The sequence below is a fragment of the Lacihabitans sp. CS3-21 genome (assembly GCF_024343675.1).
In the GTDB taxonomy this organism is placed as follows: Bacteria; Bacteroidota; Bacteroidia; order Cytophagales; family Spirosomataceae; genus Leadbetterella.
On record NZ_RJUD01000015.1, the window covers coordinates 63,441 to 89,130 of the forward strand.

The 25,690-nt window shown below is 37.1% G+C and carries 22 protein-coding genes; 15 read left to right on the forward strand and 7 right to left on the reverse strand.

Features of this window, described 5'->3' with window-relative positions:
* Positions 1–91 precede the first annotated feature (91 nt).
* The gene (locus EGI24_RS10570; protein WP_255048358.1) at positions 92–1,900 is read left to right on the forward strand and encodes a LysM peptidoglycan-binding domain-containing protein; all 1,809 of its coding nucleotides are present in this window, start codon (positions 92–94) and stop codon (positions 1,898–1,900) included.
* A 359-nt stretch (positions 1,901–2,259) separates the two neighbouring features.
* On the opposite strand, the gene EGI24_RS10575 is transcribed toward EGI24_RS10570, so the two are convergent.
* Positions 2,260–3,660, reverse strand: a complete 1,401-nt coding sequence (locus EGI24_RS10575; protein WP_255048360.1) for a glycoside hydrolase family 30 beta sandwich domain-containing protein — start codon at positions 3,658–3,660, stop codon at positions 2,260–2,262.
* A gap of 173 nt (positions 3,661–3,833) precedes the next feature.
* On the opposite strand from EGI24_RS10575, the gene EGI24_RS10580 reads away from it, so the two are divergent.
* From EGI24_RS10580 to EGI24_RS10590, 3 genes are read left to right on the forward strand one after another with little or no spacing between them, the layout of a single operon-like run.
* Positions 3,834–5,696 carry a carbamoyltransferase gene (locus tag EGI24_RS10580; protein WP_255048361.1) on the forward strand — a complete coding sequence of 621 codons (1,863 nt, stop codon included), beginning with the start codon at positions 3,834–3,836 and terminating at the stop codon, positions 5,694–5,696.
* Positions 5,697–5,713: 17 nt separating this feature from the next.
* Entirely contained in the window at positions 5,714–5,863 is a 150-nt protein-coding gene (locus tag EGI24_RS10585; RefSeq protein ID WP_255036488.1) for a DUF5989 family protein, read from the forward strand.
* A gap of 33 nt (positions 5,864–5,896) precedes the next feature.
* Positions 5,897–6,292 (forward strand): SxtJ family membrane protein, encoded by a 396-nt coding sequence (locus tag EGI24_RS10590; RefSeq protein ID WP_255048362.1) that lies wholly within the window; start codon positions 5,897–5,899, stop codon positions 6,290–6,292.
* 27 nt (positions 6,293–6,319) lie between these two features.
* On the opposite strand, the gene EGI24_RS10595 is transcribed toward EGI24_RS10590, so the two are convergent.
* From EGI24_RS10595 to EGI24_RS10620, 6 genes are all read right to left on the reverse strand, one after another.
* The gene (locus EGI24_RS10595) at positions 6,320–6,802 is read right to left on the reverse strand and encodes a DUF456 domain-containing protein (protein ID WP_255048363.1); all 483 of its coding nucleotides are present in this window, start codon (positions 6,800–6,802) and stop codon (positions 6,320–6,322) included.
* A complete protein-coding gene (locus EGI24_RS10600) occupies positions 6,802–8,043 on the reverse strand; it encodes a pyridoxal phosphate-dependent aminotransferase (protein ID WP_255048364.1) in 1,242 nt (413 codons plus the stop codon). The genes EGI24_RS10595 and EGI24_RS10600 overlap by 1 nt, the downstream gene beginning before the upstream one ends.
* A gap of 4 nt (positions 8,044–8,047) precedes the next feature.
* Positions 8,048–8,989 (reverse strand): phosphoribosylaminoimidazolesuccinocarboxamide synthase, encoded by a 942-nt coding sequence (locus EGI24_RS10605; RefSeq protein ID WP_255048365.1) that lies wholly within the window; start codon positions 8,987–8,989, stop codon positions 8,048–8,050.
* 74 nt (positions 8,990–9,063) lie between these two features.
* On the reverse strand, positions 9,064–9,705 hold the full coding sequence (locus EGI24_RS10610; RefSeq protein ID WP_255048366.1) for a hypothetical protein: 642 nt from the start codon (positions 9,703–9,705) through the stop codon (positions 9,064–9,066).
* Positions 9,706–10,668, reverse strand: coding sequence for a VWA domain-containing protein (locus EGI24_RS10615; protein ID WP_255048367.1), 963 nt, complete (start codon positions 10,666–10,668; stop codon positions 9,706–9,708). It lies immediately after the preceding gene.
* The gene (locus EGI24_RS10620; protein ID WP_255048368.1) at positions 10,669–13,149 is read right to left on the reverse strand and encodes a PIG-L family deacetylase; all 2,481 of its coding nucleotides are present in this window, start codon (positions 13,147–13,149) and stop codon (positions 10,669–10,671) included. It abuts the gene before it with no gap.
* A 26-nt stretch (positions 13,150–13,175) separates the two neighbouring features.
* On the opposite strand from EGI24_RS10620, the gene EGI24_RS10625 reads away from it, so the two are divergent.
* The 11 genes from EGI24_RS10625 (at position 13,176) to EGI24_RS10675 (ending at position 25,642) form a co-directional block, all read left to right on the forward strand.
* Positions 13,176–16,010, forward strand: coding sequence for a S8 family serine peptidase (locus EGI24_RS10625; protein WP_255048369.1), 2,835 nt, complete (start codon positions 13,176–13,178; stop codon positions 16,008–16,010).
* A 152-nt stretch (positions 16,011–16,162) separates the two neighbouring features.
* Positions 16,163–18,805: a sodium-translocating pyrophosphatase gene (locus EGI24_RS10630; protein ID WP_255048370.1), complete on the forward strand. Its 2,643-nt coding sequence runs from the start codon at positions 16,163–16,165 to the stop codon at positions 18,803–18,805.
* 64 nt (positions 18,806–18,869) lie between these two features.
* The gene (locus EGI24_RS10635; RefSeq protein WP_255048371.1) at positions 18,870–19,613 is read left to right on the forward strand and encodes a sulfite exporter TauE/SafE family protein; all 744 of its coding nucleotides are present in this window, start codon (positions 18,870–18,872) and stop codon (positions 19,611–19,613) included.
* A gap of 72 nt (positions 19,614–19,685) precedes the next feature.
* Positions 19,686–20,537, forward strand: coding sequence for a S1 RNA-binding domain-containing protein (locus EGI24_RS10640; protein ID WP_255048372.1), 852 nt, complete (start codon positions 19,686–19,688; stop codon positions 20,535–20,537).
* Positions 20,534–21,823 carry a M20/M25/M40 family metallo-hydrolase gene (locus EGI24_RS10645; protein ID WP_255048373.1) on the forward strand — a complete coding sequence of 430 codons (1,290 nt, stop codon included), beginning with the start codon at positions 20,534–20,536 and terminating at the stop codon, positions 21,821–21,823. Before EGI24_RS10640 ends, EGI24_RS10645 begins: the two co-directional genes overlap by 4 nt.
* 182 nt (positions 21,824–22,005) lie before the next feature.
* Positions 22,006–22,482 (forward strand): hypothetical protein, encoded by a 477-nt coding sequence (locus tag EGI24_RS10650; protein ID WP_255048374.1) that lies wholly within the window; start codon positions 22,006–22,008, stop codon positions 22,480–22,482.
* Between the two features lie 50 nt (positions 22,483–22,532).
* The gene (locus EGI24_RS10655) at positions 22,533–22,817 is read left to right on the forward strand and encodes a hypothetical protein (RefSeq protein WP_255048375.1); all 285 of its coding nucleotides are present in this window, start codon (positions 22,533–22,535) and stop codon (positions 22,815–22,817) included.
* Positions 22,818–22,842: 25 nt separating this feature from the next.
* The gene (locus EGI24_RS10660) at positions 22,843–23,277 is read left to right on the forward strand and encodes a hypothetical protein (RefSeq protein WP_255048376.1); all 435 of its coding nucleotides are present in this window, start codon (positions 22,843–22,845) and stop codon (positions 23,275–23,277) included.
* Between the two features lie 183 nt (positions 23,278–23,460).
* Positions 23,461–24,558, forward strand: a complete 1,098-nt coding sequence (locus EGI24_RS10665; RefSeq protein WP_255048377.1) for a Nif3-like dinuclear metal center hexameric protein — start codon at positions 23,461–23,463, stop codon at positions 24,556–24,558.
* A 30-nt stretch (positions 24,559–24,588) separates the two neighbouring features.
* Positions 24,589–25,335 (forward strand): zinc ribbon domain-containing protein, encoded by a 747-nt coding sequence (locus EGI24_RS10670; protein ID WP_255048378.1) that lies wholly within the window; start codon positions 24,589–24,591, stop codon positions 25,333–25,335.
* A gap of 55 nt (positions 25,336–25,390) precedes the next feature.
* Positions 25,391–25,642, forward strand: coding sequence for a hypothetical protein (locus tag EGI24_RS10675; RefSeq protein ID WP_255048379.1), 252 nt, complete (start codon positions 25,391–25,393; stop codon positions 25,640–25,642).
* The last annotated feature ends 48 nt before the right edge of the window (positions 25,643–25,690 follow it).

The following is a 25,690-nucleotide window of genomic DNA, read 5'->3' on the forward strand; positions in this document are numbered from 1 at the left end:
TTAAAAATAGGTATAATTGTATACTAAACTTAAAAGAGTGAATCAATTAAAAATGAACTTACGTGCCTTCTTTAACATATCATTTAAGGTAATGAAAAGAAGTTTGCTTCTTTTTATGTTCTTTACTTTCTCTGTGGCTTTGGCTCAAACCAACACTACACGAGAAAGTAAAGTCCCTTATGAAATAAAGTTTGCTGACGTAACATTTCAGTTGAATGATGTCACACGATATTTATTGTCGCAAGAAGTAGCTGCTATTTCACGAAACTCCGAACTCAAAAAAGAATATTTAAGTAAACTTTCCTTGGTGATTCCCTCCATTGAAAGCATCGTTGAAAACGCCAATGTGCCGGGTGATTTTAAGTACTTGAGTATTTATAACAAGTTCCAAAAAAGCCTGAGTTCGACCGTAGCTTTAGAACAAGGAGTTTTCTGGTGTTTGGATATAGAAAAAGCAAAAGATGTCGATTTGATTATTGACGATAAAATAGATGAGCGTAAACACTTATTGATGGCCACAAAAGGTGCCATGGTGTGTTTAAAGCGAAATCAAGTTCTTTACGAAAACTGGGGAAAAACGCTTTTTGCTCACATCGCAAGTCGAGAAGTTTTAAAATCCTTGGAAACAAACAGAAAGTGGTCGGGTAATTATATTGTCCTTGATTCACCTTCATATAGTTCTTTGATACAGTTTTTGGCCTTTAAGTGGGTGATGGAGGCGGAGTTCAACAGTTTTAAGAATCCGGTGCAAAGTATTGTGTATGAATACAAAAATGCAACGGGTAAATCGCTTAATCTGATAGCTGCAGACCTCAAAATGAATCCCAAAGACTTGTTGCAGAGTAATTTATGGATGAAAGTCAACCGAGTGCCTGAGGGAGATGCCAATATTTTGGTGTACATTCCAAGCAACAAATACAGTGAGATAAGGATGCTGGATGAGATGTCGAGGAATGTCGGAAATCAAAACATGGATTTAGGCTTTCCGGTACTCAAGCCTACGCCTGAGTTGAGCAAAGGTTTTGGTGGAATGTTTTACACCAGCAACAATCTGAAAGGTATTCAAGCTGAAATGTGCGACGATTTTGTGAATCTTGCCTATAAAGCCAATATCAGCAACAAACAGTTTTTGGAGTTCAACGAAATGACCGATAAGGACTTTTTGCAAATTGGGCAAGTGTATTATATTGAACCGAAGAACGACAAAGCGGCCATCCCTCATCACATTGTTAAAAATGATGAAACGCTCTGGGATATTTCGCAACAATATGGGGTAAAACTCTCTAAGTTGTTGAAATACAACAGAATGGAAACAATTGCAAGGTTACAAAAAGGGAGAGTGATTTGGATGCAAGCCACTCGTCCGAAAAGTAAACCGATTGAGTACATCGAGTTTCCCTTGGAAAATAAGGATGAAAAACCTGAGAGATTGAAGTTTGACGATGAGTTGATTTCTCAGTATGTAGAAACCAAAAAGGAACAGGAATTGGTAGAGCAAAAGCCCATTCAAGAACCTAAAAAGGCTGAAGTATTGGCAGAAACTAAACCGAAAGAGGTATTTAAATCTGAGGTTTTGACTAAGAATCAGGTTGTGCCATTTGAAGAAACTACCATTGTACCAAAAAGTAATACGGTTCCAGATGAACAAACGACGGTAGTTAGGGAAGTTCCAACCACAAAAGTGACCTCTGAGAAGTCATTTTCAGAGGAGCTGATGGAAACCATAGACATTCCAAAGAATTATGAAAAGGGTTATTTGGTACATGAAGTAAAAAAGGGCGAAACCTTATATCGGATTTCGGTCAATTATAAAGTGTCTGTAAATCAATTGTATAAGCTCAATAACCTCAACAACAATATCATAGAGGTGGGAGATAAAATAATAGTAAGAAAATATTGAGTTAGCCCATTGTGGCAACCTTATCAAAGATAAGTAATAAGTAGTATAGATTCACTCGATAGCTGGATTAGCCTCGATCATTGATTGAGGCTAATTTTTTTTTGCTTAATTTTAGAATCGAGCTTAGTTATTTAATATTGAAATTTTCATTTTTAGAATTCAAGTCTTAGTATCTGCAAAAATGCTGTGAATAGAGGAATTATTACGGTATTTTGGTTTCGTGATTAGTCCTGGCAGTGTCTCCATTTGGAAACTCTACGTTTTAATGGATTCCAATATTGGAATATGTATTTCTTCTAAAATTTCTTTGCGGGAGAATCTGAAATATTTTAATTTCTTTTATATACACAGTCATCCCCTCACCAAACATAACTAACCACACTTCCATCCTCAATCGTTTCTTTGGCTACTTTTCCTTTTGAGCCAATCAAAAACTCAAGGCTTTTTTCCGAATCATTGATGACAATCAGAACCGTTTTGCCTTCGGGTGTTTTGAATGCTACGTTTTGGAGGTTTAAAACAGTGTTGGAGGCAATTCTTTTGGAGTTGGTGGGTACAAACTTGGAGGCATGCCCTATGATGTAATAGGCTGCGTTTCGTTCAATTTTGTCTTTGTCGATGGTGATGGCTCCCAAACAGGCTGTGCAGCCACCTTCGGTATGTGGGTTCATCTGTGGGTCTATAGCCAAGTTCCATTCCAACACCGTTTTGCACCAGTTTCTAGTGGCTCCAATAATCAAGTTTTTTATATGCCAAGCCATATCTCCCCCAAAGTTGGATGGGTGACCGATCCACTGCTCGGTGAAATAGAGGTTTTTGTCAGGATGAGCTTCGTGAACCTCGCCAATACTCTCCACATTGCCTCCATACAAATGAAAAGCCGAGCCATCGATAAATTTTCTTGCGGCTGGGTCATTCAAAATCGAAATGGGATAATCTGGTCGGTCGGCGTTGTGGTCATATATGATGATTTTGGTCTTAATGTCATTTTTAAGGAAAGTTGGCCCGAGATTATGCTTAATGAAATTCGCTTGTTCGAAGGGCAACATCAAAAGACTCGGATTATTTCCAGGGTGAAGTGGCTCATTCTGAATGGTTAGGGCATCTATCACGATTCCATGCTTTTTCATTTCTTTGATGTATTTCACCAAATAGTTGGCATAAACCTGATAGAATTCAGGCAAAAGATTGCCACCCATGGAATTATTATTGCTTTTCATCCAAGTTGGCGGACTCCATGGCGAGGCCAATATTTTAATTTTTGGGTTTATTTTTATGATTTCTTTCAAAACTGGTATCAAATCCTTCTCGTCTTCTTTCAGAGAAAAATTCTTTAAGTTCAAATCTTTGCTTTCAGAATAACTGTAGGCATGGTCACTGAGGTCAGATGCCCCCACGCTTACGCGAAGATAATTTACCCCGATGCTGTTTTCCGCCTTGCCGAAAAGTTCGTCAAGCAATTTATTTTTGTCTTTAAGTTGGTTAATTAAAGTGGCACTTCCGCTGGTTAAGGTATATCCAAAACCGTCTATGGTTTGAAAGCTTTTGGAATCGTCTACAAAAATGGTCGGTAAGTTTTCGTTGTTTTTTGAAAAAACTACTGTCTGTTTTTGCTTTTCCAAAAGCTTACTTTTATCCAATTTCGTGACCCATTTTTCTGTATTTTGCCCAATTGAAATGCCAGGAGTAAGTATCAATAAAATAATAACTATGAAGGCTAAAGCCTTAATTTTTAATGAAAAGGCGAATTTTAGTGACATATAATCTTTGACGATGAGATATTTGAAATATAACAAAAAGACAAATTAATAGAAATTTATTCAGAAATCTATTTTCCGTAAAATCAAATCTAGGTTGTACCACACCCAAATTTTTTTTATTAGTCAATAATGGCGTAATTTGCAGAACATTATATAACAGACCATAATTTAGGATGAACATTCTTGGCATTTCGGCGTTCTACCACGACTCAGCAGCTACTATAACTCAAGATGGTAAAATAATTGCCGCCGCACAAGAGGAGAGGTTTACTAGAAAAAAACACGATCCTGGTTTTCCTTCAAACGCCATCAAATTTTGTTTAGAATACAGTGGTTTAGAGTTAAAAGACTTAGACGCCATCGTTTTCTACGATAAGCCTTTGTTGAAATTTGAAAGATTATTAGAAACTTACTATGCCTTTGCTCCAAAAGGTTTGAGGTCATTTATTACTTCTATTCCGGTTTGGATCAAAGAAAAAATGTTTCTAAAAAGACTCATTCATGAGGAATTGGAGCAGATAGGAACTTACGACAAGAAGAAAACAAAACTTCTTTTTCCGGAGCACCACCTTTCACATGCAGCGAGTGCTTATTATCCTTCGCCTTATGAAGAATCAGCCATTCTTACTGTAGATGGAGTAGGAGAGTGGGCTACGGTTTCTATTTGTCATGGTCAAAAAGGCCAAATCAAGATATTAAAGGAGATGCGTTTTCCGCATTCCTTAGGACTATTATATTCGGCATTTACCTACTTTTTGGGTTTTAGGGTTAATTCTGGTGAGTACAAACTGATGGGTTTGGCTCCTTATGGAAATCCGCTTTCACCTGATATCGCAAAGTATGTCGATATCATCAAGAAGGATTTAATCAGTATTAAAGAAGATGGTTCTGTTTGGTTAAATCAAGATTTCTTCGACTACGCCACGGGCTTAAAAATGGTGAATGAGCCGAAATGGGAAGCTCTGTTTGGATTTAAAACAAGAAAACCAGAAGATGAACTGGAGCAACACCACTGTAATCTAGGTCTTGCTATTCAGCAAATTACCGAAGATGTGGTGGTTTTGATGGCTCAAGAAGCAAAAAGACTTACGGGTTCAGAAAATATATGTTTGGCGGGTGGGGTTGCACTAAATTGTGTTTCCAACGGTAAACTTCAAAAATCAGGTGTTTTCAAAAACGTATTCATTCAGCCAGCAGCAGGAGATGCGGGCGGTGCCTTGGGTGCTGCACTGGCCGTGAATTATATCTATTTCAAGCAAGAACGTGTGATAGACTATAAGATGGATGCCATGAAAGGTTCGTATTTAGGACCAACCATTTCTGATTTGGAAGTAGAGTTGATGTCTAAAAAATACAAGGCCAACTATCAATATTTTGAGAATTTTGATGATTTGGCAGCAGAAACGGCTAAATTGATTTCACAGGAAAACGTAATAGGTTGGGTACAAGGCAAAATGGAGTTTGGTCCAAGAGCTTTGGGAGCAAGAAGTATTTTGGGAGATCCAAGAAGTGCTGAAATGCAGAAAAAACTGAACCTTAAAATCAAGTACAGAGAATCATTCAGGCCGTTTGCACCTTCGGTTTTGGCGGAAGATGTGAGCCAGTTTTTTGATTATGATGGTATTTCACCCTATATGTTATTGGTACATCCAGTGGCTGAAGCCATCAAGAAAACTTTGCCAGAAGGATACGACGACATGAACTTGAGAGATAAATTGTATCATTTGAGGTCAGATTTGCCTTCAATTACCCACATTGACTTTTCTGCAAGAATTCAGACTGTTCACAGTGATACCAATCCTCGATATTACAAAATGATTGAGGAATTTAAGAAGCTAACAGGAATGGGCGTTGTTGTAAATACCTCATTCAATGTCAGGGGAGAACCTATTGTTATGACGCCAAACGATGCTTACAGGTGCTTTATGAGAACGGAAATGGACTATTTGGTGGTAGGTAATTTCTTGTTCAGTAAGAAAGATCAACCAGAATGGCAAGGCACGGACAATTGGAAAGAAGAATTTGTTTTAGATTAATATAAAAGATTAAAAATATGGACTTTATTAAAGACTTATGGGGTTTTATGGCAGCTAGAAAGAAATTTTGGTTGGCTCCTTTGATTATTATTTTGCTTTTGGTAGGTATCCTAATAGTTATTGGTGGAGGTTCTGCTATTGCTCCGTTTATTTACACCTTGTTTTAATTCATTCTCACGCAGAGATAAATATTTTTATAGATGAAAATTGCAGATAGATTCCAATCACTTTTAGTTATAGTTGTTGGTTTTCTTGTTCTTTATTTTATTTTTCAAAGAAACTATGACTGGTATTTCTTTGAGTTTAAAAGGAATTATTTCCTTTATGCAGCAGTTGGCATTGGTGTTTCCTCTCTGATGTTTGATGCTGTGGCTGATTTGATACTGAAAGGTTGGATGAAAATAGCCGAAGTATTAGGTTTTATAAATACCCGTATTCTAATGACTTTGGTGTTTTTTATATTTCTAACACCTTTTGCACTTTTGCAAAGATTGCTTTCTAGAAAGAATTATCTTTCGCTCAAAGACTCAGAGAAGACGGTCTTTCACACGAGAGACCATCAGTATCAACCAGAAGATTTTGATAATATTTGGTAAGAAAAAGGCCTCGAAAGAGGCCTTTTTTTATTGGAATGACTGGTAAATTTCTACTATTGAATAAACCAACATGACTATACACAGAATGGTTTTGGCGACTATACCAGCCATTAATCCTAGAAAACTTCCTACTGCTGCTTTGAATGCTACTTTGTGATTTTTGTTTGAAAGATATTCTCCGATGAATGCACCAACAAATGCACCGATAAACAGTCCAAATGGTCCGAGGAACATACCGACGAGTAAACCAACGGCAGAACCAATTGTTCCCCATTTGCTACCGCCAAACTTCTTTGTTCCCCAAATAGGAATGTAATAATCCATGACTGTAATTAACACTGTGATTACACCAAAAGCAATGAGCGTATTTTCTGAAAACTCTGCAAATTTGGAATAATGCAGCAATAATAGTCCTCCAAAACTTAATGGGGGACCAGGTAATGGAAGTATGGCTCCTGCTAAACCAATAACAAGACAGGCAAGTCCGGAAATTAGCAAAAGGTAATCCATTAGGCTTCTATAAGTGTTTTGGTTTTTATTTTTCTGCTATCTAAAAATTCAGCAATTTTGTCTGTGGCGAGTTCCAATGTATCTACTTCGGGCAAAAATACTGCTCTAAAGTGTTGGCCATCGTTGTAGTTGAATCCTTTGCCCGATACCACAAATACTTTTTGCTCTGACAATAGATCTAAAGCAAACTGCTCGTCGTTTTGAATGTCAAATTTCTTCATGTCTATTTTCGGAAAAACATAAAGAGAGCCTTTAGGCTTAACACAGGTAATTCCTGGGATGTCGGTAAGTTTATAATAAATTAAATCTCTTTGTTTTTTTAATCTTCCCCCTTCAGCCACCAAGTCGTTTATGGATTGATACCCACCTAGAGCTGTCTGAATGGCGTATTGGGTAGGCACATTGGCACAAAGCCGCATAGAAGCCAATAAAGTAAGGCCTTCTAAGAACGATTTTGCTTTATTTTTTGCTCCACTTGGTATTACCCAGCCACCTCTAAATCCTGCAGCACGGTAGTTTTTAGAAAGTCCTCCGAAAGTCATGAAAAACACATCTTCGGATAGCGTGGCTGCTGGAATGTGTATATTTCCATCATACAAAATCTTGTCATATATTTCGTCAGAGAAGATAATGAGATTATGTTTCTCTGCCAAAGCAACGATTTTTTTCAAGACGTCTTTTTCATATACTGCCCCAGTTGGATTGTTGGGGTTTATGATTACGATGGCTTTGGTTTTTGAGGTTATTTTGGCAGCCATGTCTTCCACATCAGGATTCCAGTCTGAAGCCTCATCGCACATATAATGCACTGGTTTGCCACCAGAGAGTGCCACAGCGGTAGTCCAAAGGGGATAGTCGGGCGAAGGAATGAGAATTTCGTCACCATCGTTGAGCAATGCTTGCATACACATCACAATGAGCTCACTGACTCCGTTCCCAACAAAGATGTCTTCCATCTTTACGTCTTTTATACCAATCTGTTGGGTATAATGCATGATGGCCTTACGAGCAGGGAATATACCCAAATGATGCGAATAGCCTTGGGCATTTCGAAGGTTCAGGATCATGTCGTGCACAATTTCGTCAGGCACGTCAAATCCAAACGGAGCCGGATTGCCGATATTCAGATTGATTATTTTCTGACCCATAGCCTCTAGCTGCTGAGCTTTTTCGAAAACAGGCCCTCTGATAGCGTAACTAAGGTTGTTTAGCCTATCGCTTTTTTTATACTCGTTTGCCATAGTATTATATCTTTTTTAAGAAACTACTAACGTTGTTTTCCACACGTTGAATGATATCTTCCGTCAAATCCTTTACAAATTTCTCGCCAGTTACTTTTTCATATAATTCTATGTAACGATTAGAGATTTCTTCTATTTTTTCGTCGGTCATTTCAGGAATAGTTTGTCCTTCTTTGCCTTGAAAATTATTCGCAATAAGCCATTCTCTTACAAATTCTTTTGATAATTGCTTTTGAGGTAAATTGTTATCTTGATTTTCTTGATAATTGGCATTGTAAAAAAATCTGGAAGAATCTGGCGTATGTATTTCATCTATCAAATAAATAGTGCCGTCTTTTTCTCCAAATTCATATTTGGTATCAACGAGAATTAATCCATTTTGGAGGGCCATTTCGGTTCCTTTTGCAAAAAGAGCCAATGCATATTTTTCAAGAGCAATGTATTTGTCTTCTTCTACTAGACCGAGGGCTATAATATTTTCTCTTGAAATATCTTCATCGTGTCCTTCATGAGCCTTGGTGGTAGGTGTTATGATTGGGTTTGGTAGTTTATCGTTTTCTTTCAATCCTTCAGGTAGTGTAACCCCGCAAATAGACCTCTTTCCTGATTTGTATTCTCTCCAAGCATGTCCAGCCAAATATCCTCGAACAACCATTTCAACAGGGAAAGTCGTACATTTAAGACCAAATGAAGCATTCGGATCAGGAGTTGCTATCAACCAATTGGGTACAATTTCGCGAGTGGCTTCGAGGTTTTTGGCGGCTATTTGATTCAAAACCTGTCCTTTGTAAGGTATCGGTCTTGGCAAAACTACATCGAAAGCAGATATTCTATCAGAGGCTATCATAAGTATATGATTACCAATGGTGTATACGTCTCTTACCTTTCCACGATAAAAAGCTTTTTGATTCTTAAAATTGTAATTGGTTTCCTTAATGCTGTTCATTTTTGTCTAAAATTTCCCTTGTTATACTTGGTATTGTGTCTTTTGCACAAATTGTGTTACAAATTTCGGCTTTATTACCAATCTTTTTCTAAATTTTGCTTACTATTTTTTTGAGATAGAAGAATTTTAACCTCTGAATTTTTTAAATCTTCCAGAAGTTGAAGTGCTTTTTCCTTGGATATTTTGTTCGATGTATATTGATCTAGTTCTTGTTCTTTCTTGTCAGAGGCTTTAATTTCCTGATTTTTATTGTTTTTTTGTTGCTCAGGTGGTGGCGAACCCTTCGGCTTGTACAGTTTGCTAATCAGCTCATAATTATATCTGGCCTGCTCCAAATCAATGTTTTTTTCAATCGCTTTTTTAAAATATCGAAGTCCTGCGGAACTGTCACCACGGATGATCGCCAAAACACCTAATTGATTGCAAGATTGTGAAGATTGAAGTGCGTTGGGCAAATCTTCCATATGCTCGTAGTTTATTCGTGCGTTCAATGTATCATTCGTAACAAAATAAGCATGTGCGGCATCCAATCGGAGTTCTGGCTCTATAAGCCTGTTTACTTTTTCTATTTCCTCAAAAACCGCAATGGATTTTTTAAAATTCCCTTTTCTGAAAGCCAGATTGAACTCGCTTTTGTAAGTGTTTTTTTGCTCAATATTGGTAAAAAATTGAGGGTTAATAAGGAAATAGATGATATGATAGATGAATTGATACATTTATAGCTTCAGCACATTTACTGTTAATAAAAAATCTAATATGATGAAAATCAACGCAATAAGCAAGAAGTACATGTATTTGTTGTACGTAACCGTCTGTTGATTTATTGTGTCGGTACTGTTTTTAACCTGATTAAGTTTTTCTATCAAATCATTGATTTGGTTTCTTTGGTTATTAACAATAAAGTACTGTCCTCCAGTTTGTTTGGCTATTTCGTTAATTTGGTTGATATCCAAAACACTTACTACATCTTGTCCATTTTTGTCTTTTTTAAAGCCATTGAGTGTAGGTATTTTTCCACCCATTTGCGAACCAACACCAATAATAAACAAATTGATATTGTTTTTCCTTATCAAATCGAAATTCTGATTGTCTATATTCCCGAAGTTTTCTCCATCGGTGATGATGATACAAACCTTTGATTGGGTTTCTTTTTTAGCGTTTATTCCGAACTTTTCAATCATCAAATCGAAAATTGCATTAAAGCTTGTTGAGCCTTTCGACAAAAGTGTGGTTTTTAATGAAGAAATATTGTTTTTGAGATTGGCATGATCAAAAGTTAAGGGTGTGTAAACTTGGGCTACGGAGTTAAAAACCATTATTCCGAATTTATCGGTACTAAACTGATCAATCAAGTTGGTTATTTCACTTTTTATTTTGTCTAACCTTGAAGGCTCCACGTCGTTGGCGTTCATAGACAACGAAAGGTCAAAAGCTAAATAAATATCTTTGCTAGAAGAACGAGCCTCTAGCTCGGTAACACCAAAATTGGGCCCCAATAAAGCTAAACTCATGAGTCCCAAATAGATGCTGCGAATAATGAATTTTAACGAAGATGAAGCTGCCGAAGTTTTAAGTTTTTTGGAGATATAGAGAACCCTTCCGAAATAAATTATATAAATCAGGATAAAGCTAACCAGAAAAAATACCTCAGTTCGAGAGAATTCTCTACTCCAATTCATCTATTTTTTGTTGAATGATATCAAATTGGCCATCAATCTAAAAGCTCCCGGTACTCCAGCAGGAAGTTGTCGAAAAAACGAGAGGCCAGTAAAGATATAGGTGCCTTTGCCATATTTGGTATATAACAATGAGCCTTCTTGTTCGGTTTCTCCTGTGTCTTTTATGCTATATACGCTCGTGTATTTGTCCGACCATTTTTCTGCAAAATATAGCCCTCTTTCCTGTATCCAGCCGTCATAATCTTTTGAATCTATTTTGTTCGGTGTATTTAAAATAGGGTCTGTGGCCCTCAAAACTTTCATTTCTGCATTTTCTTCTGTCACTCTACCCCTTCCTATTGAGATGGGGAATGGCCCCAATTCTTTGGTTTTCACGGTTCCATAAAACGCTTGCGTTTGGTATTGAACGATGAGATTTCCTCCATTTTTTACATATTCAAATAGCGTATTTTGAGCATTTACCAACCAATCTTCGGTATTATAAGCCCTTACTCCTACAATTATGGCATCATATTTTGCGAGATTTCCTTTGATGGTGGTTTCGTTAAGGTTGGTCAAATCATATCCGATTTGTTTAAGAGATTCAGGTACTTCATCTCCTGCCCCAGCTATGTAGGCTATGTTCTGACCTTTTTTCAAGAGGTTTATCCTATTGGCTTTTGCAGTAGCTTCTGGGAAAACATTGAGTTCAGGAATATGTTCATACTTGACATTTTTCAAAGATTTTGAAAAAGTACCATTTGCAGTAGTTGCCAAGGCCTTTATCTCAGTTTCAGAACTGCTTGTGGGCGGTGTAACCGTAAAAAAGACAGGCTTTTCTTGGTTTTTTTCAGTGAAATTCACTTCTATTTCTTTCGGCTCATAGTTCCAGCCTGCGGCTAGGTTTAGCTTTACTTTGGTGCTATTGTTTGCTATGTTAGATTTGACCATTACTCCCACTTTTTTTGGTTTGTTATCGGCAAAAATGTAAACCTTTTGATCAAGGTTTAGCATAATTTCTGGTCTGATTTCTAAATACTTGTAAATTTCACCAATGGACGGTTCGGTGTATTTATACTTGATGGGATGGGTGTATTTTAAGGATTCACCCAAGATATTCAATGTAAATTCAGCCCAAAGTGCATCTGGTGCCATGGGTAGCCCTCTGAATTTGTCTTCTAGTACTTTATATATACCCTTTTCTGGTTTTTCGTTTAGCCAATAAGGTTGTGTAATGCCAGCAGTGGCAGGGATTTTTGTGTCAACAGCAAAATCTATACTTTTGTTGTAGGTCAATGATTTGCCCAAAACACTATCTTTTGAAGCTGCTCCATAAATTTTGAAGTTCTCAATTTTTACGTCCAAGTTGGAGCGATTAACGGCTGTGGCAAATACTTTTAAGCTTTGTCCAGGAGAAATCATATTGGTGGCCGCATTGGCTTCACAATAAATTCCTGAGCAAGCCAAAATTAAATTTAGGCATTCCGAAAGTTTATTGGTTTTGTAAATAGATTCAGGTGTTTTTTCTATTGCCTTATAAACTTCTATCAGGTTCTTAACACTTTTTGATGGGCTTTTAAAATCGAATTGCGAGAGAATATCATCAAGTGCTTTTCCGATGGGTTCTCCGCCTTGAATTCTCCTCCAAGTCAAATCTATACCATCAAATAAATCCTCTTTGGCTGGCTCTCCTTTGATATTTATGGCAAAGTCAAAGCGTTCGTTTCTAGTAGGAGCTGAGCCAAAACCTTGGCTGCGGTGTTTACTACGTGCTTCCGCGGCTATTTCTGAGTAAGATTTTCCCAAAAGTGGACTGTAATCGGCTAATGGAAGTTTTATAAAAGGCCCATCCGTAGGCTCTGCATTTGTAAATCCCCTGTTAAAAGTGTTCCACACCAAACGTTTCGCCTGCCAAACTTTGACGTTTTTTAATTGTTCTGGAAACTTGGTTGGGTCTGCAGCAGCGTCAAATGCCTCGGCTGCAAGAACCGCTGAAGCCGAGTGATGACCATGTCCAGCTCTCGCATCAGGCGGAAAACGGTTAATGAGGACGTCAGGCTGAAATTTCCTTATTTGATACACCAAGTCCTCTAATATTTTATCTTTCCCCCAAGTTGATAAGGCTTCTTCTGTTTGTTTCGAGAAACCAAAATCAACCGCTCTCGAGAAATATTGCTCTCCGCCATCTATTTTTCGGGCTTCCAATAATTCGTGAGTTCTCAGAAGTCCTACGTATTCACCTTGTTCTGAGCCTATTAGATTTTGGCCGCCGTCACCTCTGGTCATTGCCATGTAGGCTGTTCTAACTTTCTTCTCTTTTGAAAGCCATGCAATCAAAAGCGTATTTTCATCGTCAGGGTGAGCTGCGATATACATGGCATTTCCAACTGTATTGAGTTTTTGAATATGTTGATAGATTTCGCTACTCGACAGGGCTTTGGGTTGTGCTTGTATTATTTCCGTACAATAAAAAAGAAGAACTAGGAGACATAATTTTTTCATAAGTTTGCAATAGTAATTATGTTAGAATGAAATATTTGTTTGGGTTAATTTTTTCAGTTTTAGTTTGTTTTAATAGTTTTTCACAAAAGAGAATAACTGAATTCTCCGAAGGTGAAATTTATATTAAAGTAAAGCCAGAATTTGGGAAAAAGATAAGATCTACGACCAAAACATTAAATGTAGCTACTGAAGTCCCTTTTCTTTCTAACACCATCGCTATTTCTAATATCAGTAAAGTAGAAAAACCGTTTTCAAACTTCAAAAATAAGGATTTAAACAATATCATTAGACTAAAACTGAAAGATTCTGATAAGATAGACGATATAATCGACCAACTTAAACTTGACGGTTATTATGTTTACGTAGAGAGAGTAGGTGTTCGTAAAATAATTTCAACACCCAACGACACCGACTTTGGTTCACAATGGTCACTCACAAAAATAAAAGCTAATCAAGCTTGGGATGTAAACCCTGGAGGTAGCCCTGTAGTGGTAGCGGTTGTGGACAATGCTATTCAGACCAATCATCCTGATTTGGCGGCCAATATGGTGGCAGGAAAAGATATGTCATCTACGCTAGATACCGATCCAAATCCGCCAAACGCCAATTTCTCACATGGAACCCACGTGGCAGGGATTGTTTCGGCTGTTACAAATAATTCAATTGGAATTGCTTCAGCTGGCAACAATAAAGTAAAAATAATGCCTATAAAAGCCACTCCAGATGGAGGAGATCCAAACAGCATTTATTATGGATTTGAAGGAATTATTTGGGCTGTTGACAATGGTGCAAAAATAGTAAGCCTTTCTTGGGGAGGAGCGGGTTTTTCACAAGCCGAACAAGATGTTATAGATTATGCTTTTAATAACGGAGTTATAGTAGTGGCCGCGGCTGGAAATGACAACAGCGACGAACTTAGCTATCCAGCGGCTTATAATCATGTGATTTCGGTGGCCAGTTTAGATATTAGCGATGCAAGAAGTTCGTTTAGTTCGTTTGGAAGTACTGTAGATATTTCGGCTCCCGGAAGAGGTATTTTGAGTACCATTCCTTTTGGTTTGTATGCCTCCTATAATGGCACCTCCATGGCTACACCTTTAATTTCTTCTTGTTTGGCTTATATATGGTCGTGTTTCCCTGGCCTTACAACGGCTCAGTTGGAAAATGTATTGAAATCTACTGCAGATGATATTTCTACGGCAAATCCTAGTTTTTCGGGTAAACTTGGAGCTGGAAGGGTAAATCTTTTGAATGCTGTTTCATGTTTAAACGAAAATCTGGCGGAAATAAGCCTGAATATTTCTCCAAGTAGATATTTTTGTGTGGGTGACAGTGCCATTATCTCTACACCATTAGCTTCAGGGGTAGATTATGTTTGGAAACGAAATGGCGTCATTTTGCCCGATACCGACAATAGTTTTACGGCATTTCAAGATGGAAATTATACTTTGACCGTAAGCAAAGGTTTTTGCATAAAAACCATAGAATCTAAGCCTTTGGTTTATAATGTTGTTCAGTCACTGAGTCCTTCGGTCAATAATTTGGAGGATAGCTATTGTTCTGGAAAACTAAATACGCTTGTTGCAACCTCTCCTTTATGTAATTTTCCCCATTTTTATCAGAAAACCTATACTGGCCCAACGGTTGGTTTTGACGGATTTGAACAGTCGGGTTCAGATATTTCAGTAACAATGACCGAGGCTGTCGGGCTTATAGATTCTTTGGAGGTGAGCATAGCCTGGCATAAAAAGGATGGCGGAGGAGCTACCACTTGCGGAACTGGCGATGGTGGAGGCATACCCTTTAATGAAGAAGTAGGCTTTAAATTGCTGTCTCCATCTGGTCAATTGTACAACTTATTAATAGAAGGTACTTATTCAAGAGGATTAACCAGCAGTGGTTTAGTTACCATGGTTTTTAAAAACAATGCCCCTGGAGTAGGCATAACACCAGTTTCAGGAAGTTTTTCTCCACAAACTTCGTTCTCCTCCATGACTGGTGAATTTCCAAACGGTGTATGGAAATTATTACCGGTAGATAATTCACTTTTGGACCCTTTGTGTGTATCAGGTTTTGGTGTTAAAGTTTATACAAATGCTCATTTGGCGGTTCAAACTACCACATGGTGGGACGCTAGCATAGGCGGAAATATGCTTTCAAATTCTGAAGAATTGGTCAGAAGTAATTTGCCGCTTGGAATAAATAATTATTATGCCCAATCTCAATGTACAGGTTTATGTCCTTCTCCGAGACAAAAAGCGGAAATATTGGTAAAAAGCACACCAGAGATTTTTGGATTTCCGTTTGAGAATGTTTCTATTACCATTCCTCAATCAGCGGAAATTGCCAATTCCACCAACATTCAGTTTTCGAAAAACACCCATAATCAATTTTCGGTGACCGGTCAAAATGATAATAATCAAGCATTTTCTTATCAGATTTCGGCCAATGCTCCACATCTTTCGCCTGTGAGTATTTGTGATTCTGTTGATTATGTATTAATAGCCACGGGTTGCTCTGGTCCGGTTTTGTGGAGTACAGGTGAAATAAATGCTGGAATTATTATTCGTAATTTGAAATCAAACCTGAATATAACGGCGGTTTGCTACCAAAACTGGAATTGCCCAGTACCTTCACCTACAAATTTCAACTTCATAAGGGCCACAGAAGATAAATTTGTGAATGGAGTTCTTATGGCTAATTCCAACCAAAATATTTTTGCCAAAGATTTAATTTCAGTTCAGAAAATTCAGCCTGTTTCCAGTGTGATTTATCGGGCTTCAGAAAGTATCCTTTTAAGCCCAGGTTTTGTGGCCGAAAAAGGTAATATTTTCCAGGCTCAGATTGGCAATTGCTTCTAATCTCTACTTTTGTGGGCATTCTGTGCCTCAAATAATTGGCTTAAATTTTTATTTTTTTAGATTTAATTGTGTTTTACTTGTTTGGTGTATCTATCTCGTCTTAAATTTGCCAAATTTTTTTATTTAAAATTCTTAATTTAAACCGTTATTATATGAATTCAATTGTTTATTTGGTTCCATTATTCGGGGTCATTGGATTGTTGTACACAGCTTGGAAGTTCAGTTGGGTATCTCGCCAAGAAGCTGGAGACGAAAACATGCAGAGATTGTCTGGTTACATTGCAGATGGTGCCATAGCTTTCTTAAAAGCTGAGTGGAGAGTATTAGCCATGTTTGCTATTCCTACTGCCATTGTTTTGGCTTGGTTGGGTATGGACGAAGGCACTCCAGAAAATCCAATACATTCTTCTCCAATAATTGCCGTAGCATTTTTGATAGGAGCTATTTTTTCTGCCTTCGCAGGTTATGTAGGTATGAAAGTAGCTACCAAAGCCAACGTTAGAACGGCTCACGCAGCTCGTACTTCATTGGCTAAAGCCCTTAATGTGTCATTCACAGGTGGTGCTGTTATGGGTATGGGTGTTGCAGGTTTGGCTATTTTAGGTTTAGGAGGTTTGTTTATAGCATTTTACAATATTTTCGCTCAAGGCCAAGGATTAACTTCTGAAGGCATGAGACAAGCCATCGAAGTTTTGGCTGGCTTCTCTTTGGGAGCTGAGTCTATCGCTTTGTTTGCTCGTGTAGGTGGTGGTATTTATACAAAAGCTGCAGACGTAGGTGCTGACTTGGTAGGTAAAGTGGAGGCAGGAATTCCTGAAGACGACGTTAGAAACCCAGCTACAATTGCCGATAATGTAGGGGATAACGTGGGTGACGTTGCGGGTATGGGAGCTGACTTGTTCGGTTCTTATGTGGCTACTATTTTGGCTACGATGGTTTTGGGACAAGAAATCAGTGTTACTGATAATTACGGTGGTTTTTCACCAGTTTTACTTCCAATGCTTATTGCTGGTGTAGGTTTGTTGGCTTCAATGGTAAGTACTTTTTTTGTAAGAGTTAAAAACGAAACAGATTCAGTTCAGAATGCTTTGAACCTAGGAAACTGGTTGTCTATTGTTATCACATTGGTAGCTTCTTATTTCTTAGTTAAAGAAATTTTGCCAGAAACGCTTAATTTGAGAGGATTTGAATTCACTTCAATGGATGTATTTTATGCCATTGTTGTAGGTTTAATAGTAGGTACTTTGATGTCTATCATCACGGAGTATTATACTGCAATGGGCAAAAGACCAGTTGATTCGATTGTTCAAAAATCAGGAACTGGTCATGCTACAAACATCATTGGTGGTTTGGCAGTGGGAATGGAATCAACAGTTTTGCCAATTTTGGTTTTAGCTGCGGGTATTATTTTCTCTTATGCTTTTGCAGGTATTTATGGTGTTTCTATCGCAGCTGCAGGTATGATGGCTACAACAGCTATGCAGTTAGCTATTGATGCTTTTGGTCCAATTGCTGACAACGCTGGCGGTATTGCTGAAATGTCTCAATTGCCACCTGAAGTTCGTGAAAGAACAGATAATTTGGATGCGGTAGGTAACACTACAGCTGCAACTGGTAAAGGATTCGCTATTGCTTCGGCGGCTCTGACTTCATTGGCCTTGTTTGCTGCCTTTGTGGGTATTTCGGGTATTTCTGCTATCGATATTTACAAAGCTCCAGTTTTGGCTGGTTTATTTGTGGGTGGTATGATTCCATTTATATTCAGTGCATTGTGTATTTCTGCTGTGGGTAAAGCAGCCATGGAAATGGTGAACGAAGTTCGTCGTCAGTTTAGAGAAATTCCTGGAATTATGGAATACAAAGCTCAGCCAGAATATGAAAAATGTGTGGAGATTTCTACAAAAGCATCTATCAAACAAATGATACTACCAGGAGCTATCGCTCTTTTGGTGCCAGTTTTGGTTGGTTTTGGTTTTAAAGGAGTTTTTGAAACTACAAGTTCTGCGGAGATTCTTGGAGGTTTGTTGGCGGGTGTTACGGTTTCAGGTGTTTTGATGGGAATTTTCCAATCAAATGCAGGTGGAGCTTGGGACAATGCTAAAAAATCTTTTGAGAAAGGCGTATTGATAGACGGAAAAACTTACAAGAAAGGTTCAGAGCCGCATAAGGCGGCCGTTACAGGTGATACAGTAGGTGATCCATTTAAAGATACTTCTGGTCCTTCTATGAACATTTTGATCAAATTGATGTCTATCGTTTCTTTGGTTATTGCTCCTTACATAGCTGTTCACAAAACCACTGCTGTTGCAAGTGAGATAACTACTGAGGTTGTTGCAACTGAAACTTTATCAAAAGAACTTTCAACTGGTGTTAATCTTTCTTTCGCTCAAGGTGGTATTGAAGACCAATTGATCAAGTTTATTGAAAACGCAGACTCAGTAGCGGGTAAAGAAAACTGGTTCAACTTTGTGAACTTGAATTTTGAAACTGGTAGCGATAAATTGGATTCCACTTCTATTTCGGAAGTAAATAATATTTCTGAAATTTTGAAAGCGTTTCCAGCTGTCGCCATAAAATTGGGTGGATATACAGACAATGTAGGAGCATCGGCTTCTAACCTTGAGTTATCATCTAAAAGGGCCGCAGCTGTAAAAGCAGCTTTGGTTGCCTTGGGTACTGATGCAACAAGATTAGAATCTGAAGGATATGGTGATCAACATCCTGCAGCATCTAATGATACAGAAGAAGGAAGAGCTAAAAACCGTAGAATTGCGGTTTCAGTTAGAAAAAAATAATTTTCGAAAAAAATAAGACAAATAGCCACTCAATTTTGAGTGGCTATTTTTTTAACCTTTAATTATGAATCTAGATTTCTCTATTTTACAATGGGTTTTTATGGTCTTGGCGGCCTTTATTATTGGCTTCTCCAAAGCTGGTATCAAAGGTCTAGATGTACTCAATGTACTCCTGATGGCAGTTGTATTTGGTGGCAAAGCTTCTACAGGGGTTATTTTGCCACTTTTATGCTTTGCTGATATCTTGGCTGTCATTATTTATAAAAGACATGTAGAATGGAAATATTTTTGGAAACTCATACCTGCTATGATTGTCGGTGTTTTATGCGGTGTTTGGTTTGGAAAAGGAATCGACGAGCAACTATTTAAAAGAGTGATATCTGTTATTATCGTTCTGACAGTCGTAATAATGGTATATTCTGAGAGATCAAAGAATACAAGTTTCCCAAATAAAGTATGGTTTAGCACAGGCATGGGCCTCCTTGCAGGTTTTGTAACGATGATGGGCAATTTGGCAGGGGCTATTTCAAACATTTATTTTTTGGCTTTAAAGTTAGATAAAAACACTTTTATAGGAACCGCCGCTTGGATATTTTTAGTTATAAATTTTTTCAAATTGCCTTTTCAGATTATTTTTTGGAACAACATCACCACACAAACATTATTGCTAGACCTTATCGTTTTGCCAGCATTGATGATTGGCTTTTATATAGGCCTAAAACTAGTTGGCAAAGTCAATGATGCACATTTCAGAAAGCTTGTCATGGCCATAACATTTTTAGGTGCTTTACTGATATTATTTAAATAGTTTAGCCTCAAATCAGCTTTATTTAAGGCTCCAAACTCTTTTTTTTGTAATTTAGCATCGAATACAAATAATATGGAAGTAGGAAAATACAATACATTACAGATATTAAGGGGTACAAGCGTGGGCATGTATTTGGGTGACGACGAAGGCAACGATGTGCTTTTGCCACACAAATACATTCCTGAAAATGCCCAAATTGGCGAAAGCATCGAAGTCTTTATTTATAGAGACTCAGAAGATAGGCTTATTGCAACAACTTTGAAGCCATTAATTCTGCTCAATCAATTTGCTATTCTTGAAGTGGTAGCAGCTACTCAGTTTGGTGCTTTCTTAGACTGGGGCTTGGAGAAAGACCTTTTTGTGCCATTCAAAGAACAAAATCATAAGCTACAAAAGGGACAGTATGTACCAGTTTATTTATACCTCGACGAACAAACCGACCGCGTGGTGGCTTCTGCTAAAGTGCATAAATATTTCAAAAATTTGGATGGTGTAGATTTGGATGAAGGCCAAGAAGTAGATTTGTTGGTTTTTGAAAAGACCGAATTGGGACATAATGTGGTGGTAAATAATCTCTACAAAGGCTTGGTTTATGAAAACGAAACCTTTCGCAGATTGGCCTGGGGCGATACCACCAAAGGTTATGTGAAATTAATCAGAGATGAAGGTAAGATAGACATTTCTTTACAGCCTTTGGGCTTTTTAAAGACCTTAGAACCCAATCAAAAGGCAATATTAGACAAACTTCAACAATCAGGCGGCACCTTGAATTTGAGCGACAATTCTGATCCCATTGAGATACAAGAAGTTTTGGAAATGAGTAAAAAGGCCTTTAAAAAAGCCATCGGTGTGCTTTACAAAGACAAAAAGATTATAATCAAAAGTGATTCTATAGTTTTAAATCAAACATCTGCTGAAAAATGAAAAGGTTTTTAATCTTATTTCTTCTTTTAAACTTCTGTTATATTGGTTTTTCTCAAAAAATAGATAAAACCGAATCCGAATTAATAAAATTGGTGGAAGCCAATTATAGCGAAACCTTCAAATTATTAGAAGAAGTTGTCAATATCAATTCTGGTACGCTCAACAAAGAAGGGGTAAGGCAGGTAGGAGAAATTTTTAAAAGAGAATTTGACAAAATTGGTTTTCAAACTGAGTGGATATCTTTGCCTGATTCCATGAACAGAGCCGGTCATTTTGTGGCCACCAGAAAAGGCAATAAAGGCAAAAAACTATTCTTAATAGGCCATTTGGATACGGTTTTTGAGAAATCTATGGAGTTTTCGCCTTTTACAGTTGTGAACGATTCCACGGCTTCTGGACAAGGCGTAAACGACATGAAGGGTGGAGATGTGATGATTTTGGCTTCTTTGAAGGCTTTACATAAACTCAATTTGTTAGAAGACAGACAGATAACTGTGTATTTTACAGGTGACGAAGAAGAGTCAGGAAAACCAACTTCGGTATCAAGAGCCGATTTTATAGAAAGAGCCAAAGCATGCGATGTGGCTTTGGGCTATGAAACTACCGCTGGTTTTGGTATAGCCACTACGGCTAGGAGAGGAGCGAGCGGTTGGACGCTCATAGTTACCGGCAAACAAGCCCATTCATCAGGCGTTTTTAGCGATAATGTGGGTTACGGTTCCATTTATGAAACCGCAAGAATTCTCAACGAATTCAGAGAAACTTTGAGCAAGGAAAAGTATTTGACCTTTAATCCTGGACAGATCGTAGGAGGTTCGTTTGTAAATTATGACGAAACCGAAGCCAAAGGCATTTCTCTGGGCAAAACCAATATTGTAGCAAAAAGAACGATTGTGACAGGAGATTTAAGGTTTTTGACAGAAAACCAAAAGATAATAGCCAGACAAAAAATGCAAGAAATTGTAAAGAAAAATCTCAAGCAAACTTCAGCTCAAATCAGATTTAAAGACGGAATACCCTCTATGCCTCCAACCGAAGGCAACAGAAACATCATGAAAGTACTCAGCCAAGTAAGTCTTGACCTTGGCATGGGAGCTGTAAAAGAAGGTGACCCAGGCTCAAGAGGTGCTGGAGATATTAGCTATGTAGCAGATTATTTGGACTGTCTCGATGGTTTAGGAGCCTCAGGCTCAGGTGCACACACACCCACCGAAACCATGAATATCAAAGAATATCCAAAATTGATTAAGCGTAGTACTTTGTTGATTTATAGGCTTTTGAAGTGATGAAAGCTCTACGAAGGCTATTGACTTCGTACGTGCGAAATGCGGCTTTTATCCGCAGAAAATATATTTGAAATAAATGAATGGTAAAATGCATAATGTTTCACTTCGGCCAAAGACCGAAATAAACAATTACTAAGGTAATAGCCTTCGCACATTAAGGATACTAAAATAATATGGTTTCTATGACATTAAGAGAGGTGGACTATCTATCTGAAAATGTGGAATTTAAACACTTAGTAATTAAGTATAATTTAATCTTGAAGGTGGTCGATAATCAAAAAATATATTTGAAATCTAAATGCTACATTTTTGAAATTTATGGATTAGTAGTTGAAGGTTTTTTTTATTTTGATTTGTACTCAATAGACTTGGATTTTTATTCAAGTCTAGATTGTATTTTATCTGATTTTGATTCAGAAATTGTACATTCCGTGAATCAAAAACAAATTGCTGCAAGAAAAAAAGTTTTGATTTCTTGCTTGCAAGGTAACAAAGAATCTACGTTAAAAGCGGAACAATATTTCTTTACAATGCTTCAATTAATGGATGAAATTTTAACAGAGATTATGTCTTGTAAAAAAGAGATTGGTAAACAATATTGGACCAGGACTTTTAATCAGAAAAGGAAAGAACTAGAAATTGTTCTAAAAGCTTTCTAAGTCTGAACATAAAGCACAATTGGATATAAACTATCATTTACAGTTAAATAATGAAAAGCCAAAATATACCAAAAGAATTACATCATTTAAATGAATTGGTTAAAGAATGGGGAATAAATGATGATTGTTATAGAGATGAAAAAATTGAAGAATCTACCACTGAAAATTTATTTGTTTTTGTCCAAACACTAACTGAACAAGATTTGATTTTAATTAATAAATGGTTGTCTGATGAAAAAGAAATGGCTCTATGCACTAATGAATATATAAACTTTACTTGTTTCCTTATGGCTTATGATTATTCAAAAGCTGTAATAAAATCCAGAATAAACTAAAGCTAATTGAATAAGTCCCAGAGATATGAAAAGTAAAAAAGAATTAGAAGATGAATATCATTGGTGGATTACTTCTATTCCAGATAATTTGATTGTTTTAGAAAATATTCTTGCAAATGATTTATATCAAAAATTAGATTATTCAATTGATTCATTAAAAGCAATTGGAGAATATATAGTTGAAAATTATACAAATGAAACTTTAATGGTGGATATTCAAATATGGGATGCTTTTGCTGCATATGTAGGGCTTGTTTATGAAAAGAATGTGCCTACTGCAAAATGGCGAGTAGAATTAGAAGATGAAAAGAATATTTACTTTGGTATTCCTGCCTTAAGAACAAAAAGTAATTCAAACTTCTATCCTAAATATGAGATTACTGCAATGATGGATAGAAAGAGAAAAGATTTTTTATATGCCATTACAAAAAGACATATTGAACTACAAACCCTAACATAGTGTGTAACTTTGCTGAAAGTGTCGATAATTGATTTTATGAAAAACCGCTCTACGACATGTTCCGAAAGGGCATGTCAAACCAAGATAAATTAGGATTTTGAGTCGAATTATAAGAAATTTAGGGCAAGAAACTAAAAGTTGAAAAACTTAGAGTTGCCCTGTTTTCTTTACAACCCTTCAAATATGACAATAAAAGAACTTACAGATTATTTAGAAAAGATAGCTCCGCTGAGTTTTCAGGAAGATTATGACAATTGTGGTTTAATTGTGGGTGAAGCTAATGCAGAAATTACCAATGTTTTGGTAAGCTTGGATGTGACTTTGGAAGTTATCGAGGAGGCTATTGCTAAAAAATGCAATCTGATTATAGCCCACCATCCATTGATTTTCAAAGGCTTGAAAAAACTGAATGGCAAAAACTATATTGAAAAGTCTGTAATTAAGGCTATTAAAAATGATATTGCTATTTATGCCATTCATACCAATTTGGATAATGTAACGAATGGCGTTAATTTCAAAATAGCCGAGAAACTGAATCTTCAAAATATAAGTATTCTGAAACCGAAGTCAGGTACTTTGATGAAACTCACTGTTTTTTGTCCAAAAGAAAATACTCCTAGGCTACAGGATGCTTTTTATGCTGCTGGAGCTGGGAAAATTGGTAATTATTCCAATTGTAGTTTCAAAGTGGATGGAATTCAGAGTTTTAAACCCAATGCTTTTGCCAATCCTGTGGTTGGGAAAAAGGGACAATATGAAGAAGTAGAAGAAAATCGATTGGAAGTGGTTTTTCCTGCTTATTTGAAAGATAAGATTTTACAAACCATGAGGGCCCATCACGTTTATGAAGAAGTGGCTCATTTTTTACACAAAATAGAAAACGATAACCAAGGTGTGGGTTCAGGTGCCATCGGAAATTTACCTGAGGCCATGTCGAAATCTGATTTTTTAGCATACCTGAAAAAGAGTATGAAATTGAATGTAATCCGTTTTACCGAAACAAAAACCGAAAAAATCAAGAAAGTGGCAGTTTGTGGGGGAGTTGGAAGTTTTCTTTTAGCTGATGCCAAAAAACAAGGTGCTGATGCTTTTGTAACGGCAGATTATAAGTATCATGAGTTTTTTGATGCCGAAAATGAGATAATGATAGCAGATATTGGACATTTTGAGAGCGAAGTATACACAAAAGATTTAATTGTAGAAATAATTTCAAAAAAATTCACTAATTTTGCGTCCTATTTATCGGAAATAGATACGAATCCAATTAAATATTATCATTAAAAGAGGTGTTCTTTTTACATTCTTAAGTATATGGAGATTACAATAGCAGACAAGCTGGTTACACTTTTGGAATTACAGGAAATTGATTCAAGATTAGATCAATTGAGAAAACTTCGTGGCGATTTGCCTGAAGAGGTTAAAGACCTTGAGGACGAGGTAATTGGAATCGAAACCAGAATTGGTAAATTTCAGGTGGAGATAAATGCACTCAAAGAGGAAATCGAGCGTCATGTTCAAAATAAGAAAGATGCGGAGAAGCTTATAATCAAATATAAGGATCAGCAAATGAATGTGCGTAACAACCGTGAGTTTGATGCAATTTCTAAAGAGTTGGAATTACAGGAATTGGAAATTCAATTGTCTGAGAAAAGAATCAAAGAGGCGGAATACAAAATAAGTGTTAAAGACAAAGAAATTGAGGATACCAATGGCTCAAAAGATAAAAGAGCGGAGGTTTTGGAGCAAAAGCGTCAAGAGCTTGATAAATTGGTTTCTGATAGCCAAGACGAAGAGGAGAAATTGATTAAGCAATCTGAGAAGCAATCAAAAAAGGTTGAAGATAGACTTCTAAAAGCTTATATAAGAATAAGAGGCGGTGCTAAGAATGGTTTGGCAGTAGTGGCAGTAGATAGAGGTGCTTGTGGCGGATGTTTCAACGTGGTACCACCACAACGTCAAGCTGATATCATGGATAAGCAAAAAATCATCATTTGTGAGCATTGTGGAAGAATATTGGCCGACGCCGATATGATCAAAGTACACAGAAAGAAGAAATAAGAAAAACAGAAAAAGGAGCGATTCGCTCCTTTTTTTATGCCTATTTTATCCAAAATTGAACCGAAAAACACAGTCAACCTTACACTTCGACTTCGCTCAGTGTTCGAAAACCCAAACTTCGGCTACGCTCAGTTTCCGAAAAGCTCAGTGTCTGAAAACTCAAACTTCGGCTACGTTCAGTGTCCGAAAACCCAAACTTCGGCAACGTTCAGTGTCCGAAAACCCAAACTTCGGCAACGTTCAGTGTCCGAAAAGCTCAGTGTCCGAAAACTCAAACTTCGGCTACGGTTATTGTCCGAAAACCTAAACTTCGACTTCGCTAAATGTGCCAATTACAAGTTAACAAATAACTAAT

What these genes read in the sequence shown, in the direction of transcription:
- EGI24_RS10645 (WP_255048373.1), top strand. Translation starts at nt 20,534, where the DNA reads ATGAAAAGGTTTTTAATCTTATTTCTTCTTTTAAACTTCTGTTATATT.
- EGI24_RS10600 (WP_255048364.1), bottom strand. Translation starts at nt 8,043, where the DNA reads ATGGCAAACGAGTATAAAAAAAGCGATAGGCTAAACAACCTTAGTTAC.
- EGI24_RS10610 (WP_255048366.1), bottom strand. Translation starts at nt 9,705, where the DNA reads ATGTATCAATTCATCTATCATATCATCTATTTCCTTATTAACCCTCAA.
- EGI24_RS10625 (WP_255048369.1), top strand. Translation starts at nt 13,176, where the DNA reads ATGAAATATTTGTTTGGGTTAATTTTTTCAGTTTTAGTTTGTTTTAAT.
- EGI24_RS10605 (WP_255048365.1), bottom strand. Translation starts at nt 8,989, where the DNA reads ATGAACAGCATTAAGGAAACCAATTACAATTTTAAGAATCAAAAAGCT.
- EGI24_RS10575 (WP_255048360.1), bottom strand. Translation starts at nt 3,660, where the DNA reads ATGTCACTAAAATTCGCCTTTTCATTAAAAATTAAGGCTTTAGCCTTC.
- EGI24_RS10615 (WP_255048367.1), bottom strand. Translation starts at nt 10,668, where the DNA reads ATGAATTGGAGTAGAGAATTCTCTCGAACTGAGGTATTTTTTCTGGTT.
- EGI24_RS10665 (WP_255048377.1), top strand. Translation starts at nt 23,461, where the DNA reads ATGACAATAAAAGAACTTACAGATTATTTAGAAAAGATAGCTCCGCTG.
- EGI24_RS10580 (WP_255048361.1), top strand. Translation starts at nt 3,834, where the DNA reads ATGAACATTCTTGGCATTTCGGCGTTCTACCACGACTCAGCAGCTACT.
- EGI24_RS10630 (WP_255048370.1), top strand. Translation starts at nt 16,163, where the DNA reads ATGAATTCAATTGTTTATTTGGTTCCATTATTCGGGGTCATTGGATTG.
- EGI24_RS10590 (WP_255048362.1), top strand. Translation starts at nt 5,897, where the DNA reads ATGAAAATTGCAGATAGATTCCAATCACTTTTAGTTATAGTTGTTGGT.
- EGI24_RS10655 (WP_255048375.1), top strand. Translation starts at nt 22,533, where the DNA reads ATGAAAAGCCAAAATATACCAAAAGAATTACATCATTTAAATGAATTG.
- EGI24_RS10660 (WP_255048376.1), top strand. Translation starts at nt 22,843, where the DNA reads ATGAAAAGTAAAAAAGAATTAGAAGATGAATATCATTGGTGGATTACT.
- EGI24_RS10670 (WP_255048378.1), top strand. Translation starts at nt 24,589, where the DNA reads ATGGAGATTACAATAGCAGACAAGCTGGTTACACTTTTGGAATTACAG.
- EGI24_RS10640 (WP_255048372.1), top strand. Translation starts at nt 19,686, where the DNA reads ATGGAAGTAGGAAAATACAATACATTACAGATATTAAGGGGTACAAGC.
- EGI24_RS10620 (WP_255048368.1), bottom strand. Translation starts at nt 13,149, where the DNA reads ATGAAAAAATTATGTCTCCTAGTTCTTCTTTTTTATTGTACGGAAATA.
- EGI24_RS10650 (WP_255048374.1), top strand. Translation starts at nt 22,006, where the DNA reads ATGACATTAAGAGAGGTGGACTATCTATCTGAAAATGTGGAATTTAAA.
- EGI24_RS10585 (WP_255036488.1), top strand. Translation starts at nt 5,714, where the DNA reads ATGGACTTTATTAAAGACTTATGGGGTTTTATGGCAGCTAGAAAGAAA.
- EGI24_RS10595 (WP_255048363.1), bottom strand. Translation starts at nt 6,802, where the DNA reads ATGGATTACCTTTTGCTAATTTCCGGACTTGCCTGTCTTGTTATTGGT.
- EGI24_RS10570 (WP_255048358.1), top strand. Translation starts at nt 92, where the DNA reads ATGAAAAGAAGTTTGCTTCTTTTTATGTTCTTTACTTTCTCTGTGGCT.
- EGI24_RS10635 (WP_255048371.1), top strand. Translation starts at nt 18,870, where the DNA reads ATGAATCTAGATTTCTCTATTTTACAATGGGTTTTTATGGTCTTGGCG.